Raw genomic sequence first — 17,521 nt, 5'->3', positions numbered from 1 at the left:
CTCTTTCGCTGCCGTCAACCTCACGATCGATACGGGGCGGGGGTGTGGGGGCGGGGTGGTGTCGCACCGGCGTGGTGGGATGTGGGGGTGCAGGAGTACCGGTTGGTGCGCCGGCCTGCCGGACCGGGCCCGGGGGAGGGGCGGTCCGCCGCGGCGGTTCGGGGGGACCGCCGGGCCGGCGGGCCGATCCAGGGGCACGGCCGGGCGGGCGCGGGCGTCGAGGGGGAGCCACGGTCCGGGGGATCGGCGGGCGATGGCGCGCATCCCGGTGCCCGGCTGACCGGCCCGCTCCAGGCCGAGATCGTCGGCCACACCCACGGGCCGATGCTGGTCGTCGGCGGCCCCGGCACCGGCAAGACCAGCACCCTGGTCGAGGCGGTCACCGCGCGGGTGGCCGAGGGCGCCGACCCGGAGCGGATCCTGGTGCTCACCTTCGCCCGGCGGCAGGCCACCGACCTGCGCCACCGGATCGAGGCGCGGATCGCCGGGGCCGGCCACCGCGTGGTCCGCGAGCCGCTGGTACGCACCTTCCCCGCGTACGCCTTCGGGCTGCTCCGCCGCGCCGCCGCCGAGCGGGGCGAACCGTCCCCCCGGCTGCTCACCGGTCCCGAACAGGATCTGATCATCCGCGAGCTGCTCGACGTGGTGGGCGAGGAGCCCGGCGACGACCCGGTCGGCTGGCCGGAGGACCTGCGCCCCGCACTGCGTACCCGGGCCTTCGCCGGTCAGCTGCGCGACCTGCTGATGCGGGCCGCCGAGCGCGGGGTGGGGCCGGTCGAGCTGGCCCGGCTCGGCGAGAAGCTGGGCCGCGCCGACTGGCCGGCCGCCGCCCGCTTCCTCCGCGAGTACGTCGCCGTCCTCGCCCTGCGCGACGTCGGCAACCGCGGCTCGATCGCGTACGACCCGGCGGAACTGGTCCGGGCCGCCACCGGGATGCTGCTGGACGACCCGGAGCTGCTGGCGGCCGAGCGGCGCCGGCTGGCCCACGTCTACGTCGACGAGCTGGCCGACACCGACCCCGCCCAGCAGGACCTGCTCGCCGTCATCGCCGATGGTGGCAAGCCCCTGGTCGCCTTCGCCGACCCGGACTCCTCCACGTACGCCTTCCGGGGCGCCGACCCGGCCGTGGTGCACACCTTCCCGCACCGGTTCCGGACGGCCTCCGGCGCGCCGGCCGCACAGGTCGTGCTGACCACGTCGTACCGGGCCGGGGCGCTGCTGCTGGCGGCCACCGGGCGGCTGGCCCGGCGGCTGCGCGGCCCGGCCGCGCACCGGGCACTGCACCCGCTGCCCGACGTGCCCGACGGCACGGTGGAGGTGCGGACGTTCCGCTCCGGCACCAGCGAGGCGGCCTGGCTCGCCCACGCGCTGCGATCCGCGCACCTGCTCGACGGGGTGCCCTGGTCGCGGATGGCGGTGCTGGTCCGCTCGACCAACCTGCACCTGCCCTCACTGCGCCGCGCCCTGCACACCGCCGGGGTGCCGACCGTGGTGCACGGCGAGGACCTGCCCCTGCACCTGCAACCCGCGGTGGCGCCGCTGCTGCTCCTGCTGCGCTGCGCGCTCGAGCCGGACCGGCTGGACGAGGAGACCGCCGTCGCCCTGCTCCACTCCCCGCTGGGCGGTGCCGACCCGCTCGCCGAGCGGCGGCTGCGCCAGGGGCTGCGCGCGCTAGCGCTGGCCGCCGGCGACCGCCGCCCCTCCGGCGAGCTGATCGTCGAGGCGCTGCGCGACCCGGCGGAGCTGGCCGCGATCGACCGACGCTGGGTCGAGCCGGCCCGGACGGTGGCCGAGCTGCTGGCCACCGCGCGGGCGGCGGCGGCCACCCCGGGCGCCACCGCCGAGGACGTGCTGTGGGCGGTGTGGCGGGCCAGCGGGCTCGCCGAACGCTGGGCCGGGGCGATCAACCGGGGCCGGGCCGCCACCGGCGAGCACGAGACCGCGCAGCGCTGGCGGGCCGAGGCCGCCGACCGGGACCTCGACGCGGTGATGGTGCTCTTCGACGCCGCCGCCCGCTTCACCGACCGGCTGCCCGGCGCGCGTACCGAGGTCTTCCTCGACCACGTCCTCGGCCAGGATCTGCCGGCCGACACCCTGGCCGCCAGCGCCGACCGGGGCGAGGCGGTCCGGCTGCTCACCGCGCACGCGGCCAAGGGTCTGGAGTGGGACCTGGTCGCCGTCGCCGGGGTCCAGGAGGGGGTCTGGCCCGACCTGCGGCTGCGCGGCAGCCTGCTCGGCTCCGAGCGGCTGGTCGACGTGCTCGCCGGCCGGGCCGACGGCGCCGGCACCCGGGCCAGCCTGGTCGGCCAGACCTCGGCCCTGCTGGACGAGGAGCGCCGGCTCTTCCACGTCGCGGTGACCCGGGCCCGGCACCGGCTGCTGGTGACCGCGGTCGCCTCGGCGGCCGTCGGCGGCGACGACCACGAGGAACAGCCCAGCCGCTTCCTGCACGAGCTGGGCGTCACCGAGCCACCCGCCGCCGGCGCGGGCGGCCCGCCGGCCGGTCCGACGCCGCCCGGCCCCGCCCCGGACGGACCGGGGGATCGCGCCGCCCCGGCGACACCGCGCCCGTCCGCCGACACCGCAGCATCGACCGTGGACGACGACGCCGAGCCCTACCGGCCGGGGGAGCTGCCGGTCGGGCGTCCGCCCCGGGCACTCACCCTGTCCGCGCTGGTCGCGGAGCTGCGTACCGCGGTCACCGACCCGGCGGCGCCGCCCGCCCGGCGGCGCGCGGCGGCGGCCGAGCTGGCCCGCCTCGCCGCCGCCGGCATCCCCGGCGCCCACCCCGACGACTGGTGGGGCCTGCGTGGCCTCTCCGACGACCGGCCGCTGGTCGACGAGGGCGAGCCGGTCCGGGTCACCCCGTCGGCGATGGAGAGCGCGTTGCGGTGCAGCCTGCGCTGGCTGCTGGAACGGCACGGCGGCAGCGGCCCGGCCAGCGCCGCGCAGGGCGTCGGCAACCTGGTGCACGCCGCCGCGATGCTCGCCGAGGACGCCAGCGCCGACCGCACCGCCCTGCTGGAGTACGTGGCCGCCCGGTTCGACGCGATCGAGCTGGCCGCCCGGTGGATGGTCGGCCCGGAACGGTCCCGCGCCGAGGCCATGGTGGACAAGCTGCTGCGCTGGCTCGCCGGCAACCCGCGCCGGCTGCTCGCCATCGAGCACGAGTTCGCCGTCCGCCTGGACGACCCGGCCCGCCCGGTCGAGCTGACCGGCCGGGTGGACCGGCTGGAGGTGGACGCCGACGGCCGGCTCGTGGTGATCGACCTGAAGACCGGCAAGTCGACGGCGGTCACCGAGCGGGAGGTGGCCGAGCACCCGCAGCTCGGGGCGTACCAGGCGGCGGTGGAGGCGGGGGCGTTCGCCGAGTTCGGCGAGGAGTCCGGCGGCGCCGCGCTGGTGCAGCTCGGCACCGGGGCGCGGGACGCCAAGGAGCAGGCCCAGGCCGCCGCCGGGGAGGGCCCGGAGGCCGGCTGGGCCAACGCCCTGGTCCGGCGCACCGCCGATACGATGGCCGCCGCCACCTTCGCCGCGGTCGCCAACTCGAAGTGCCGGGTCTGCCCGGTGCGCACCAGCTGCCCGGTCTCCGGCCAGGGCCGCCAGGTCGTCGAGCCGCCGGCCACCCGTCGTCCGGAGCAGCCGTGACCCAGCCGACCCTGTTCAGCACCGCCGCCCCGGCGCCCCGGGCCGCCGACGCCGGGCCCCGCTACACCCCGGTCGAGCTGGCGAAGCTGCTCCGGCTGCCGGCCCCTACCCGGGAGCAGGCGGCGATCATCGCCGCGCCGGTGGAACCACTGCTGGTGGTGGCGGGCGCCGGGTCCGGCAAGACCGAGACGATGGCCGCCCGGGTGGTCTGGCTGGTCGCCAACTCGTACGTCCGGCCGGAGCAGATCCTCGGCCTCACCTTCACCCGCAAGGCGGCCGGCGAGCTGGCGCACCGGGTGCGTACCCGGCTCGACCAGCTGGTCCGGCGGCTGGGCCGGCGCGGGCGCGACCCGCTGGACGACCCGCTCGCCGGCGAGCCGACCGTCTCCACCTACCACTCGTACGCCGGCCGGATCGTCACCGAGCACGGGCTGCGCGCCGGGTACGAGCCGACCACCCGGCTGCTCACCGAGGCGTCCCGCTGGCAGCTGGTCGACCTGTTGGTGCGCAACTACGACGGCGACATGTCCGAGGTCGACCGGATGCCGAGCACCATCACCGACGCCGTGCTGGCGCTGGCCGGGGAGCTGGACGAGCACCTGGTCGACCCGGACGAGCTGGCCGCCTGGACCGGCCGCTTCTTCGCCGACGTGCAGTCCCACCCCGGCCGGGTCTACGCCGACGTGCGCAGGGCGTTGCAGCTCCAGCAGATCCGGCTGAAGCTGCTCCCGCTGGTGCGGGCGTACGCCCGGCGCAAGGACGACTTCGAGGCGATGGACTTCGCCGACCAGCTCGCCCGCGCCGCCCGGGTGGCCAGCGACCACCCGGCGGTGGGCGCGATCGAGCGGGACCGCTTCCGGGTGGTGCTGCTCGACGAGTACCAGGACACCAGCCACGCCCAGGTGGTGCTGCTCAACGCGCTCTTCGGCGGCGGCCACCCGGTCACCGCGGTCGGCGACCCCTGCCAGTCCATCTACGGCTGGCGTGGGGCCAGCGCCGGCACCCTGGAGCGCTTCCCGACGGAGTTCGCCCGCGCCGACGGCGTACCGGCCGAGGTGCTGAGCCTCACCACCAGCTGGCGCAACCGGCCGGAGATCCTCGGCGTGGCCAACGCGCTCTCCCTGCCGCTGCGCGCCGCCGGCGCCCGGGTGCCGGAGCTGCGGGCGGCGCTGAGCGTCAAGGACCCGATCCCGCACCGCAGCCCCCACGGCCAGGCCGCCGGCACCGTGCACTGCGCCCTGCTGGAGACGTACGCCGACGAGGCGGACTGGATCGCCGACAGCGTGCTCGCCGCCTGGCGGGGCGCCGCCCGGACGCCCGGGGCGCTGCCCGAGCACATTCCCGTGCCGCAGCGCCCCACCACCGCCGTGCTGGTGCGGCTGCGCAGCCAGATCCCGGCGATCGAGGCGGCGCTGCGCGCCCGCGGCCTGCCGGTCGAGGTGGTCGGGCTGGGCGGCCTGCTGGACACTCCCGAGGTCCGCGACGTGGTCTGCACCCTGCGGGTGCTCGCCGACCCGACCGACGGGGCGGCGCTGCTGCGGCTGCTCACCGGCGCGCGCTGGCGGATCGGGCCGCGTGACCTGGTGGCGCTGCACCGTCGCGCCCGGGCGATCGCGCGGGCCCGGCGCCGGCTCACCGGCGACGACGGGCCGGAGATCACGGTGGACGTGCTGGACGAGGCGACGCTGGTCGAGGCGCTGGCCGACCTCGGGTCGGCGCAGGCGTACTCGGCCGAGGGGTATGCGCGGCTGCGCGCGTACGGGATGGAGCTGGCGCTGCTGCGCTACCGGCTGGACCAGACCCTGCCGGAACTCATCGCGGACATCGAGCGGACCATCGGCCTGGACGTGGAGGTGGCGGTCCGGGCCGGCCGGGACGGCGCCGGCGACGCCGGGCTGGCCCGCGGTCACCTCGACGCCCTGGGCGACGTGGCCGCCCGGTTCGGCGGCGAGACCCCGGGGGCCACCCTCGCCGGGTTCCTGGCCTTCCTCACCGCCGCCGAGGACGAGGAGCGCGGCCTGACCCCCGGCGAGGTGGAGGTGGTCGAGGGCGCCGTGCAGGTGCTCACCGCGCACGCCGCCAAGGGCCTGGAGTGGGACGTGGTGGCGGTCGCCGGGCTGACCCGGGGGGTGTGGCCGGGGCCGGTCCGCAACTCCGACCACTGGCTGGGCGGGCTCGGCGTGCTGCCGTTCCCGTTGCGCGGCGACGCCGACGGACTGCCCGAGCTGGGCCTGGCCGGGGCGGAGGACCAGCGCGGGGTGGCCCGGGCCCTGGCGGACTTCACCGACGCCTGGCGGGCGCACGACGAGCGGGAGGAGCGCCGGCTGGCGTACGTGGCGGTGACCCGGCCGCGTCGGCTGCTGCTCTGCTCCGGCTACTGGTGGGGGGAGGGGACCAAGCGCTTCCGTGGCCCGTCGGTTTTTCTCCGCGAGGTGCACGACGCCTGCCTGGGCGGCGTTGCCGGGCACCTGGTCGACGCCTGGGCGCCCGAGCCGCCCGGGGACGCGGTCAACCCGACCACCGAGATGGTGCTGCGGGCCGAGTGGCCGGCGGACCCGCTGGGCGCCCGCCGGCCGGCGCTGGCCGAGGCCGCCGTGCTGGTCCGCCGGTTCCTCGCCGACCCCGACGCGGCCCGCCGCGAGCCGGTCGCTGCCGGGGCCGGGCCGGGCGGCGGCGGCTCCGGCGGGGACGCTTCGGCGGTCGGAGCGGGGCCGGTCGACGTGGACGCGGGCGCGGACGACCCGGAGGTGGCGCGCTGGCGGCGGGAGGCCGACCTGCTCCTCGCCGAACGGGCCGAGCTGCTCCGGCAGGCCGAGGCGGTGGAGGTGGCCCTGCCCGGGCACCTGTCGGTGACCCAGTTGGTGGCGCTGCGCCGCGACCCGGAGGCGCTGGCCCGGGCGCTGCGCCGGCCGATGCCCACCGAGCCCAACCCGTACGCGCGGCGGGGCACCGCGTTCCACACCTGGCTGGAGCAGCGCTTCGGCGCCGACCGGCTGCTCGATGTGGACGAGCTGCCCGGCGCGGCCGACGCGGACGCCGCGCCGGACGAGGCGCTGGCCGAGTTGCAGGAGCGCTTCCTGGCCAGCGAGTGGGCCGAGCGGGTACCGGTGGAGGTGGAGGTGCCGTTCGCCACACTGATCGCCGGGGTGGTGGTCCGGGGCCGGATGGACGCCGTCTTCGCCCGCCCCGGCGGCCGGTACGACGTGGTCGACTGGAAGACCGGCCGTCAGCCCACCGGCCGGGAGGCCGAGGTGGCGGCGGTGCAGCTGGCCGTCTACCGGCTGGCCTGGGCGGAGCTGGCCGGGGTGCAGGTCGACCGGGTGGGCGCGGCCTTCCACTACGTCCGGGAGGGCGTGACGGTGCGGCCGGCCGACCTGCTCGACGGCGACGGGCTCACCGCGCTCATCGCGGGTGTGCCGGAAGTTCTGGAAGGGGATGGCGCGCCGGGCAATCCGTGGTAGGTTGGCTCCGTTGCAGTTTTGGTTTCCAGAGACTCTGTGTGCGCCTGGCGGATTGTGGCCCCAGGCGCTCTTTGTTGTGTCCGGAGTTCTCCGGGCGGGGCGACCAGAAGCGACAGGCGATTCGCGCATTCCCGCGCGGAGCGCTCCTCTTCGAGTCCGCAACAGGTGCGGGTTCGACGTTCCGTCAAGGAGACAGAACACATGGCTATTGGCACCGTCAAGTGGTTCAACGCTGACAAGGGCTTCGGCTTCATCACCCCGGACGGCGGCGGCGCCGACGTCTTCGCCCACTTCTCGGCGATCCAGTCCTCCGGCTACCGGAGCCTGGACGAGAACCAGCGGGTCGAGTTCGAGGTGACCCAGGGCCAGAAGGGCCCGCAGGCGGAGAACATCCGCCCGCTCTGATCTTCGGATCGACTCGGTAACACCCTCCGCGCCCTCCGGGCGTGGTGACGGGACCGGTCCGCCGTGCCGCCCCCCGCTCCGGCGGGCGCGGCGCGCCGCGGCGGACCGGCCCGTACCCCTTCGGTTCGTGCTTGTGAGTCGCGGCGGTTCTTCTCCGCCGACGACAGCGCCGCTTCCCGGCGCCCTCCCTCGACACGTGCCGCGTCGAGGAAGGCATTCCGCATGACCATGACCATTCCCACCTTCGCCGCGACCGGCCTGGCGCCGGCGCTGCTCACCGAGCTGTCGGTGCAGGGCATCACGGAGCCGTTCCCGATCCAGTCGGCCACCCTGCCGGACTCGCTCGCCGGCCGGGACGTGCTCGGCCGGGGCCGCACCGGTTCCGGCAAGACCCTCGCCTTCGGGCTTCCGCTGCTGTCGCGTACCGCCGGCCGCCGCGCCCGCCCCGGCCGCCCGCTGGCGCTGGTGCTGGTCCCGACCCGTGAGCTGGCCCAGCAGGTCACCACCGCGCTCGCCCCGTACGCCCGCGCCGTCGGGCTGCGCTGCGCCACCGTGGTCGGCGGCCTGTCGTTGCAGCGGCAGGCGGACGCGCTGCGCGCCGGCGCCGAGGTGCTGGTGGCCACCCCCGGCCGGCTGCACGACCTGATCAACCGGGGCGACGCCCGCCTCGACCAGGTCGCCATCACCGTGCTGGACGAGGCCGACCAGATGGCCGACATGGGCTTCCTGCCGCAGGTCACCAAGCTGCTGGAGCAGGTCGCCCCCAATGGCCAGCGGATGCTCTTCTCCGCCACCCTCGACGGCGGCGTGGACAAGCTGGTCCGTCGCTTCCTGAGCAACCCCGTCTCGCACTCGGTGGACCCGGGCACCGCCACGGTGACCGCGATGACCCACCACGTGCTGCACGTCGACGCGGCCGACAAGCCCGCCGCGCTCACCCAGATCGCCGCCCGCGAGGGCCGCACCATCCTGTTCATGGCCACCAAGCACCGCGCCGACCGGATGGCCCGCCAGCTCCTGGCCAAGGGGGTACGCGCCGCGGCCCTGCACGGCGGCAAGTCGCAGCCGCAGCGCACCCGGATCCTGGAGCAGTTCCGCACCGGCCAGGTGACCGCGCTGGTCGCCACCGACGTGGCGGCCCGGGGCATCCACGTGGACGGGCTGGACATGGTGGTCAACGTGGACCCGCCGACCGAGGCGAAGGACTACCTGCACCGGGGTGGCCGTACCGCCCGGGCGGGGGAGTCCGGCACGGTGGTCACGCTGGTCCTGCCCGAGCAGCGCCGGGACGTCTCCCGGCTGATGAGCGTGGCCGGCATCAAGCCGCAGTCGACCCAGGTGCGCCTCGGCGACGAGGCGCTGGCCCGGGTGACCGGCGCCCGGGAGCCGTCCGGCGTGCCGGTGACCATCGCCGTGCCGCAGCCGACGCCGGCCACGCGTAGCGCCAACGGTGGCGGGGAGGGCGCGCGGTCCGCGCACCGCACGTCGGGCCGCTCCCGCCGCCCGCGTCGCCCGCGTACCGCCTGACCGTTCTGGCCCGCAGCGGCCGCGTACCGCCTGACGGCGGTCGCGCGGCCGCTGCGGCATTTCGTGGCCTGAACGAGGATGTCGTCGCCGCTCTGCCACGACCCGATCGGCGCGTTAGGGCCGCCGGGGTGCGGTCGGGGCAGCGCGCGCACCGCGCCGGATGCCAGGATCAGCCCACCGCGTGGGCCTTGCGGGCGCCCGTGCCTCCCGCCCGGCGGAGGAGAGGTGGCGCGTGGACCCGAGCGGCACCACTGTCGGCCCGGGCACCCGGATGACGGTCGGCCGGCTGGCGCTGGCCGCCGCACTGACCGTGGCCGCCGGCGGCTCTGCGCCGTGGTCCACGCCCGGGTCCGCCGACGGGCCCGGCCCGCCGACTCACCGAAGATGGTCGACGCGGCGGCGCGGGACGGGGACGTTGCGTGAGCGTTCCACCGGCTGAGTCGGCAACCCGGCGAGGTTGGGTCCGATCGGCGACTGTCGCGGGGCCCCTGCCTGGTCGAAGCTTGTCTTTCGGGGAGGACCCGGCCGGGGGGCGGCCGGGCACGGGAGGGGTGACCATGGCGGGCGACGCCGACTCGGGGGCGGTGCGCGAGCTGCTGGTGGTGTTGGCGGTGGCGGGCGCGGGCCTGTTGCTCGCCATGGTCGCGGCGTTCGCGCCCTGGCACCCGAGGCTGGGGCGGCCCGCCCCGGCCGGACTGGTGGAACTGCACGGCCCGGCCGGCTCGACCGACCCGGCCGTGGAGTTGACCGCCAGCTAGGCGGGGCGGCTCCGGCGAGGGGCCGGCACGCGGGGGACCGGGAGGCCGGTCGGGCTCCGGGGGGAGGACTGACCGGCCGTCACCCCACGGCGGAAGGCTTCACGTCGCCGACACTGATCTCTTCGGCTCGCCGGGAGGGCGTAGTCGCTGCACGCGGAGACGTACAGGTTACTGACCGGCCTGGTCCAGCACGCCCCAGCGGCGTCGGATCGCCTTGTCCGCGGCGCCGAAGGCCGCGTCGACCGCCAGGCCGATGACCAGGATCACGATCATGGTGGAGAGCAGCCAGGGCGAGTCCGCCAGCTCCCGGGCGTAGGTGAGCTGCGCGCCGAGCGAGGTCTGCGAGATGCCGACCACGAGCAGCTCACCGGCCATCAGGCTGCGCCAGGAGAAGGCCCAGCCCTGCTTCAGGCCGGCGACGATCGCCGGCAGCGCGGCGGGCGCGATGACGTACCGGTAGAGGTCGAGTCCCCGGGCACCGAGATTGCGGCCGGCGCGCAGCAGCAGCGGCGGCACGTAGTCGACGCCGGCGATCACCCCGTTGGCGATGGACGGCGCGGCCCCGAGCACCACCACGAAGAAGATCGCCTTCTCGCTCAGCTCGAACAGCAGGATGGCCAGCGGGAACCAGGCGATGGACGGCATGGTCTGCAGGGCGGTGATCATCGAGCCGATCGCGGCCCGGAGCACCGTGGACCGGGCCACCGCGAGGCCGACCAGCAGGCCCACCGCGACGGAGAAGACGTACCCGATGGCCGCCCGGCGCAGCGTGATCGCGATGCCCTCCCACAATTGGGCGCCGCTGGCCTGCCGGATCAGCTCCTCGCCCACGACCACCGGCCCGGGCAGGGACCACGGCGGCTTCCAGCCGCTCCAGACCACGACCTGCCAGATGCCGACGGCCAGGGCCAGCGCGGCGAGCTTCGGCCAGGTGGCCGCCCAGAGCCGGGCGCCACGGGAGACCTCCTTCTCCCGGCCGGCGATCTCCAGCGCGTCCAGCCCGGAGATCTCCGCGTCGGTACGCGGCGCCCCGGTCAGGGTGTCACCGGCCATGGCGGCCCACCTCCGTACGAAGTCGGTCGGTGACCTCGGCGGCGATCGACGCGACCTCGGGGGAGTCGATGCGCCGGGGTCGGGGCACGTCCACCTCGGTCGACCAGATGATCCGGCCGGGTCGGCTGCTGAGCAGGATGATCCGGTCGGCGAGCCGGGCCGCCTCGCGGACGTTGTGGGTCACGAAGAGCACGGAGAGCTTCCGCTCGGACCAGATCCGTTCCAGCTCGTCGTGCAGGATGTCCCGGGTCATCGCGTCCAGCGCGCCGAACGGCTCGTCCATCAGCAGGACCGGGGTGTCCAGGGCGAGGGTGCGGGCCAGCGCGACCCGTTGCCGCATCCCGCCGGAGAGTTCGTGCGGACGCTTGCGGCCGAACTCGGCCAGGTGGACGGTGCGCAGCAGTTCCGCCACCCGCTCCCGCCGCTCGGCCCGGGGCAGCCCGCGCAGCTTCAGCGGCACCTCCACGTTGGCCTCGACGGTCAGCCACGGGAAGAGCGCCGGCTCCTGGAACATCAGCCCCGGGCGGGCGTCGCCGGCCAGCGCGATCCGCCCGCCGCTGGCCCGGTCCAGCCCGGCCACCAGGTTGAGCAGGGTGCTCTTGCCGCAGCCGGAGGCGCCGACCAGGCAGACGAACTCGCCGGGCGCGACGTCGAGGCTCACCCCGTCGAGGGCGAGGACGGCGTTCGCCCCACGCCCGTACACCTTGGTCACGCCGGAGAGCGCGACCGCCGTGGTCGCGCTCCCCGGCGCCGTCGTGGTCGACGTCATGGCTGGGCCACCTCGGTCCGGCCCTGCGTCTTGAGCACCTCGTTGAGGTACTTCAGGTCGTAGAGCCCGTCGAGGCTGACCGGCTGGGTCAGCTCCACCGCGACCGCGTGGTCCAGCCCGGTTTTCAGCGAGGAGGCGATGGGGTCGTTGGTGAACTCCAGGGTCGGCCAGGCCTGCTTGATCAGCCTGACGTCCAGCGGCTTGCCGGTGATCTTGCCGATGTGGTCGGAGATGGCCTGCTGGGATTCGTCCGGCCTGGTGTTGACGAACTCGTTCGCGGCGACCTGCCCCTCGACCAGCTTCTTCACCACGTCGGGGTGGGCCTTGAGGAACCTGGTGCTGACGATCAGATTGGTGATGACGAACTTCCGGTCCGGCCAGAGGTCGCGCTCGTCGACGAGGATCTTGCCGCCGGCGTTGACCAGTCGGGAGACGAACGGCTCGGGCACCCAGGCGCCGTCGATCGCGCCGCTGCCGAAGGTCTCCACCGTCTGGGCGTTCTCCTGTGGGGCGACCGTGACGTCGCCACCGCCCTCCTTGGTGCTCCTCAGGCCCTTCTCCTTGAGCCAGTAGCGCAGCGCCACGTCCTGGGTGTTGCCCAACTGCGGGGTGGCGATCTTCTTGCCGCGCAGCTGCTCCACCGAGGTGATCTCCGGCTTGACCACCAGGGCCACGCCGCCGGAGGCGGCGCCGGAGATCACCCGGACCGCCTCGCCCCTGGACTTGGAGAAGGCGTTCACGGTCGGGTTCGGACCGATGTACGTCGCGTCGAGCGCGCCGGAGAAGAGGGCCTCGATGGCGGCCGGGCCGGCGTTGAAGGTCCTGGTCTCCAGCTTGACGTCGGCGCCGAGCTGCTCGGTGAAGATGCCCTTCTCGACGCCGACCACGGCCGGCGCGTGGGTGATGTTGGGGAAGTAACCCAGCCGCAGGGTGACCGGGCCGGAGTCGCCGGCCGCGCTGTCGTCGCCGCACGCCGCCGTGGTCCCCATCGTCGCCACGCCGATGACGGCGAGGGTGGCGAGGGAGACCAACCGACGCAAGGGGGGCCGTCTCATCGTCCATCCAATCCGCAGTATTCCTACTTACTTGGTAGGAAGAGTGGGTCATCGGCCTGCCGGCGTCAAGACCGATCCACGATCCGGGACGAGCGCCCCGGCCGCCGCCCCGCGCCGCGGCCGCCACCGGTCGACGCCCCGCCCGGCGGTGGCCGCTGCGCGGAGGTCGGCGGTGCCGGGAGTGCCGACGCGTTAGGGTCGATCACGTGCCGACGCGCAGAGCCAGAATTCCCGCGACGAAATATCCGGTCGAGCGGTACACCCTCGACAACGGCCTGCGGGTGGTCCTCACCCCCGACCGCAGCGCCCCGGTGATCGGGGTCGCGGTCGTCTACGACGTCGGCATCCGGTCCGAACCCGAGGGGCGTACCGGCTTCGCCCACCTCTTCGAGCACCTGATGTTCCAGGGCTCGGAGAACCTGGAGAAGCTGGCCCACTTCCGGCACGTCCAGGGCGCCGGCGGCACCTTCAACGGCTCCACCCACCTGGACTACACCGACTACTTCGAGACGCTGCCGAGCAACGCCCTGGAGCGGGCGCTCTTCCTGGAGGCCGACCGGATGCGCGGCCCCCGGCTGACCGAGGAGAACCTGCGCAACCAGGTCGACGTGGTCAAGGAGGAGATCCGGGTCAACGTGCTGAACCGGCCGTACGGCGGGTTCCCCTGGCTGACCCTGCCGCCGGTCATGTTCGACACCTTCCCCAACGCGCACGACGGCTACGGCTCCTTCGTCGACCTGGAGTCCGCCACCGTCGCCGACGCCGCCGACTTCTTCCGCCGCTACTACGCCAGCGGCAACGCGGTGCTGGCGGTCAGCGGGGACATCGACGTCGCCGAGGCGACCGCCCTGATCGAGCGGCACTTCGGGGACGTGCCGGCCCGGCCCGCGCCGCGGCGGCCCGACTTCACCGAGCCGGACCTGACCACCGAGCGGCGCGCGTCGTACACCGACCGGCTGGCGCCACTGCCGGCGGTCGCCGGGGCCTGGCGGGTGCCCGACCCGGTGGACGACTTCGCCGGCTACCTGCCGTACGTGGTGCTGGCCGAGGTGCTCACCGACGGCGACGCCTCCCGGCTGGTCGAGCGGCTGGTCCAGCGGGACCGGACGGTCACCGGCCTCGGCGGCTACCTCGGCTTCATGGGCGACCCGTTCGACGTGCGCGACCCGACCGCGCTGCTGCTCCAGGCCCACCTGCCGCCCGGCGGGGACGTGGACAAGGTGCTGCGCACCATCGACGAGGAACTCGACCGGCTGGCCACCGACGGGCTGACCGAGGGCGAGCTGGCGCGTACCCAGGCCCGGATGGCCACCCACCTGCTGCGGGACACCGACGCGGTGCTCGGCCGGGCGCTGCGGATGGCGGTGCTGGAACAGCAGCGCGGCGAACCGGGCCTGCTCAACGAGCTGCCCCGGCTGGTCGGCGAGGTCACCGAGGAGCAGGTCCTGGCCGCCGCCGCCACCCTGCGGCCGGAGCGCCGCGCCGCAATCGAGGTCATTCCCGGAGGTGCCCGGTGAGCGCGAGGAGTGAGCCGGGGTTGCGAGCCCCGCAGTCGCGAACGAAGGTGACCCGGTGAGCGCGAGGAGTGAGCCGGGGTTGCGAGCCCCGCAGTCGCGAACGAAGGTGACCAGGTGACGACGACCGCCCCCGCCACGCCGCGTGCGCTGCCGCCGCTCGGCCCCACCCGCAAGCTCAAGGTGCCGAAGCAGGGCGAGCGGCGGCTGGCCAACGGGCTCACCGTGATCGCGGTACGCCGCCCCGCCGTCCCCCTGGTCGAGCTGCGGCTGTGGATGCCGTTCGGCCGTACCCACCTGGCCCGCGGCGCGATGCTCTCGCAGACCATGCTGTCCGGCACGCAGACCCACACCGCGACCCAGATCGCCGCCGAGCTGCAGAAGGTCGGCGGCGGGCTGTCGGCCGGCATCGACCCGGACCGGCTGATGCTCTCCGGCGCCGGCCTGGTCACCGGCCTCGACCGGATGCTGGAGATCACCGCCGACGTGCTCACCGGCGCGACGTACCCGGCCGAGTGGGTCGACACCGAGCGGGACCGGCTGGTCGACCGGATCCAGGTGGCGCAGAGCCAGCCGGCCCACCTGGCCCGTACGGCCCTGCTCAAACGGATCTACGGCAGCCACCCGTACGCGGTGCAGACCCCGGATCCCGACCAGATCCGCGCGGTACGCCCACCGGCGCTGCGCAAGCTGCACGCCGAGCGGGTGCACCCGGCCGAGGCGGTGCTGGTGCTGGTCGGCGACGTGCGGCCGGAGCGGGCGCTGGACGCCGCCGAGAAGGCGCTGGCGGGGTGGCGCGGCGACAGCCGCGGGGTGGACCTGCCGCCCGCCCCGCCGTTGGAGCCCGGTCCGCTGCTGCTGGTCGACCGGCCCGGCTCGGTGCAGTCCTCGCTGCGCATCGCCCTGCCGGCGGTGCCGCGCACCCACCCGGACCACGCCGCGCTGCAACTGGCCAACCTGGTCTTCGGCGGCTACTTCTCCTCCCGCTGGGTGGAGAACATCCGCGAGGACAAGGGCTACACGTACGGGCCGTACTCGGCGGTCGAGCACTCGGTCGCCGGCTCGGTGCTGGTCGCCGCCGCCGAGGTGGCCACCGAGGTGACCGGCCCGGCGCTGCTGGAGACGACGTACGAGCTGGGCCGGCTCGCCTCGTTGCCGCCCGAGCCCGACGAGCTGGAGCAGGCCCGGCAGTACGCCCTCGGCACCCTCCAGCTCGGCATGTCCACGCAGGTCGGCCTCGCCTCGCTGACCAGCGCGTACGCCGGCAACGGGCTGCGGCTGGACTTCCTGGCCGAGTACGCCGCCCGGCTGGCGAAGGTGAGCCCGGAGGACGTCGCGGAGGTGGCGGCCCGCTACCTCGCGCCGGCGAAGGCGGTCACCGTGGTGCTGGGTGACGCCGACCGGATCGAGGGGCCGCTGGCCGCGCTGACCCCGGTGCGCCGGGAGTCGGCGTGAGCGGTGAGGCCACCCCGCCGCTGGCCCGGGCCACCCTGGACCGGGCGGCGCAGCGGCGTACCGACCCGGACTGGCTGGCGCAGGCCTGGCAGCGGGCCCGGGTGCTGGTGCTCGACTCGTCCCGGGAGGGGATGGCGCTGGTCCGCACCGACGCCAAGCCGCCGGCGCTGGTGCTGCGCGACGCGGCCGAGCTGGGCGCGACCGGGGACGCCGTGCCGCTCTTCCTCGGCGTGGAGCCGGACGGGGTGCCGGTCTTCGCGGTGGATGCGCCGCTGCCCGACCTGCCGGGCACCCGGGCGGTCAGCCTGCGGGAGGTCGGGCACCTGCTCGGCGACCGGGACGCGGGCATCTTCACCACCGCGCTGGCGCTGGTCAACTGGCACCTGGGGCACGGTTGGTCGCCGCGGACGGGGCACCGGACCGAGGTCGACGAGGGCGGCTGGTCCCGGGTGGACGCGCAGGGGCACCGCGCCTGGCCGCGGACCGACCCGGCGATGATCGTGCTGGTGCACGACGCGGTGGACGGTCCGGAGGGGCGCTGCCTGCTCGGCAACAACGCCACCTGGCCGCACACCGCGGGGGAGCGCCGCTTCTCCTGCCTGGCCGGCTACGTCGAGCCGGGCGAGTCGGCCGAGGCGGCCGTGCTGCGCGAGGTCCACGAGGAGGTCGGGGTCGCGGTCGAGCGGATCGCGTACGCGGGCAGCCAGGCCTGGCCGTTCCCCGGCTCGCTGATGCTCGGCTTCCTGGCCGAGGCGGACCCGGGGGAGCCGGTCCGGGTCGACCCGACCGAGATCGCGTACGCCCGCTGGTTCTCCCGGCGCGAGATCGGCGCGGTGCTGGCCGGGCGGGCGGTGGACGCGGGCGACGACGCCCGGGTGATCCTGCCGCCGCCCTCCTCGATCGCCCTCTTCCTGATCCACCGCTGGCTGGACGGGCACTGCTGACCCACTGACCGACACCTCGACGGGCCGGGACGCGGTCCCGGCCCGGGACCGTCGTTGCCGCGGCGGTCCCGGGCCGGGAACACGGACCGTCGTGGCGGATGAGGCGAGGAACGCGGCGGGGGAGCCGGTCCGACCACGGCGGACGTCGATGGTGTCAGGTGTCGGTGATCTCCCACCGCTCCTGCCGGACGGGGGCGGGCTCGTCGAGCGGGAGCACCTTGACCCGTTGCCTGCCCGATCGGACCGCGCCCACGGTGGCCAGGGCCCGGGCGAGCAGCAGCGCGGCGTCGCGGTCCTCGGCGTGCACGATCTGGCGGCGGGGTTCGGGCGTGGTGGTCTCGTCTCGCAGCAGTCCACCGCCGGCCCAGGCGGCGGCGATGTCGTTGTCGGCGGCGGTGCGGATGTCGGTACGAACGATCAGGAAACGCATGGCTGTCTCCGGATGAACCGCGACGGACGAGTACGCTGTGGAACTTCCACGTCACTCTTGCGTCATGTTACGCCCGGACGCCGTCCCAGCAAGTGAAACGCGCCTATCGGTCCGGTCTCGTCCGATCATCCGATGCCTGGTCAGGACGTTCGCGGGGCGGAGACGACGAGGGGCCGCCGGCGTCAGCCGACGGCCCCTCGTCCCGTCAGCGGATCAGTTCAGATCGAACTGTCCGTTCTTCGCGCCGCCGACGAAGCCGAGCCAGCCGGCCCGGTTGAACAGCAGCACCGGCCCGCTCGGGTCCTTGCTGTCACGCAGTGCGACCACTGCCGGGCCGGTCCCCAGTGGCGCCACCTCCACGCAGTTCGAGGTCTGGCTGCGGGTGCTCTTGCGCCACGGGGCGTCGGCGAGCTGCCGGGCGAGGACGGTCTTGCGGATCTCGTTCATGGTTCTGCTCCTGCTCCTGCTCCTGGGACTCCGATGGGGACGAGTGACGCGCCCG

13 protein-coding genes are annotated in these 17,521 nt (G+C 75.1%); 8 read left to right on the top strand and 5 right to left on the bottom strand.

The features are described 5' to 3' along the window. Nucleotides 1-87: 87 nt before the first annotated feature. The 5 genes from AB0I41_RS05935 to AB0I41_RS05915 all read left to right on the top strand — a co-directional run bounded on the left by AB0I41_RS05935 (nucleotide 88) and on the right by AB0I41_RS05915 (nucleotide 9,799). On the top strand, nucleotides 88-3,648 hold the full coding sequence (locus tag AB0I41_RS05935) for an ATP-dependent DNA helicase (RefSeq protein WP_357102295.1): 3,561 nt from the start codon (nucleotides 88-90) through the stop codon (nucleotides 3,646-3,648). After that, entirely contained in the window at nucleotides 3,645-7,109 is a 3,465-nt protein-coding gene (locus AB0I41_RS05930; RefSeq protein ID WP_357102292.1) for an ATP-dependent DNA helicase, read from the top strand. Before AB0I41_RS05935 ends, AB0I41_RS05930 begins: the two co-directional genes overlap by 4 nt. A 201-nt stretch (nucleotides 7,110-7,310) precedes the next feature. Next, nucleotides 7,311-7,514 (top strand): cold-shock protein, encoded by a 204-nt coding sequence (locus tag AB0I41_RS05925; RefSeq protein ID WP_007464836.1) that lies wholly within the window; start codon nucleotides 7,311-7,313, stop codon nucleotides 7,512-7,514. A 222-nt stretch (nucleotides 7,515-7,736) separates the two neighbouring features. Then, on the top strand, nucleotides 7,737-9,041 hold the full coding sequence (locus tag AB0I41_RS05920; RefSeq protein WP_357102290.1) for a DEAD/DEAH box helicase: 1,305 nt from the start codon (nucleotides 7,737-7,739) through the stop codon (nucleotides 9,039-9,041). Nucleotides 9,042-9,598: 557 nt separating this feature from the next. Next, the gene (locus tag AB0I41_RS05915) at nucleotides 9,599-9,799 is read left to right on the top strand and encodes a hypothetical protein (RefSeq protein ID WP_357102288.1); all 201 of its coding nucleotides are present in this window, start codon (nucleotides 9,599-9,601) and stop codon (nucleotides 9,797-9,799) included. Between the two features lie 168 nt (nucleotides 9,800-9,967). Here AB0I41_RS05915 and AB0I41_RS05910 read toward each other — a convergent pair whose 3' ends face one another. From AB0I41_RS05910 to AB0I41_RS05900, 3 genes are read right to left on the bottom strand one after another with little or no spacing between them, the layout of a single operon-like run. After that, nucleotides 9,968-10,852 (bottom strand): ABC transporter permease, encoded by an 885-nt coding sequence (locus AB0I41_RS05910; protein ID WP_357102286.1) that lies wholly within the window; start codon nucleotides 10,850-10,852, stop codon nucleotides 9,968-9,970. Then, the gene (locus AB0I41_RS05905; RefSeq protein ID WP_357102284.1) at nucleotides 10,842-11,621 is read right to left on the bottom strand and encodes an ABC transporter ATP-binding protein; all 780 of its coding nucleotides are present in this window, start codon (nucleotides 11,619-11,621) and stop codon (nucleotides 10,842-10,844) included. Before AB0I41_RS05905 ends, AB0I41_RS05910 begins: the two co-directional genes overlap by 11 nt. Further along, nucleotides 11,618-12,676 carry an ABC transporter substrate-binding protein gene (locus AB0I41_RS05900; protein ID WP_357102282.1) on the bottom strand — a complete coding sequence of 353 codons (1,059 nt, stop codon included), beginning with the start codon at nucleotides 12,674-12,676 and terminating at the stop codon, nucleotides 11,618-11,620. Before AB0I41_RS05900 ends, AB0I41_RS05905 begins: the two co-directional genes overlap by 4 nt. A 206-nt stretch (nucleotides 12,677-12,882) precedes the next feature. On the opposite strand from AB0I41_RS05900, the gene AB0I41_RS05895 reads away from it, so the two are divergent. From AB0I41_RS05895 to nudC, 3 genes are all read left to right on the top strand, one after another. Beyond that, nucleotides 12,883-14,193 carry a pitrilysin family protein gene (locus AB0I41_RS05895; protein WP_357102280.1) on the top strand — a complete coding sequence of 437 codons (1,311 nt, stop codon included), beginning with the start codon at nucleotides 12,883-12,885 and terminating at the stop codon, nucleotides 14,191-14,193. Nucleotides 14,194-14,307: 114 nt separating this feature from the next. Further along, entirely contained in the window at nucleotides 14,308-15,645 is a 1,338-nt protein-coding gene (locus AB0I41_RS05890) for a pitrilysin family protein (protein WP_357102278.1), read from the top strand. Next, the gene (gene nudC, locus AB0I41_RS05885) at nucleotides 15,642-16,589 is read left to right on the top strand and encodes an NAD(+) diphosphatase (protein ID WP_357102276.1); all 948 of its coding nucleotides are present in this window, start codon (nucleotides 15,642-15,644) and stop codon (nucleotides 16,587-16,589) included. Before AB0I41_RS05890 ends, nudC begins: the two co-directional genes overlap by 4 nt. A gap of 154 nt (nucleotides 16,590-16,743) precedes the next feature. Here nudC and AB0I41_RS05880 read toward each other — a convergent pair whose 3' ends face one another. After that, nucleotides 16,744-17,019: a hypothetical protein gene (locus AB0I41_RS05880; RefSeq protein WP_357102274.1), complete on the bottom strand. Its 276-nt coding sequence runs from the start codon at nucleotides 17,017-17,019 to the stop codon at nucleotides 16,744-16,746. Nucleotides 17,020-17,232: 213 nt separating this feature from the next. After that, complete coding sequence (locus tag AB0I41_RS05875) at nucleotides 17,233-17,466, bottom strand: DUF397 domain-containing protein (RefSeq protein WP_357102272.1); 234 nt, start codon at nucleotides 17,464-17,466, stop codon at nucleotides 17,233-17,235. Nucleotides 17,467-17,521: the final 55 nt, after the last annotated feature.

Origin of the sequence: Micromonospora sp. NPDC050200, assembly GCF_040656135.1 — a bacterium.
Classification (GTDB): domain Bacteria; phylum Actinomycetota; class Actinomycetes; order Mycobacteriales; family Micromonosporaceae; genus Micromonospora.
This window is presented reverse-complemented; position numbering and strand designations above follow the sequence as displayed.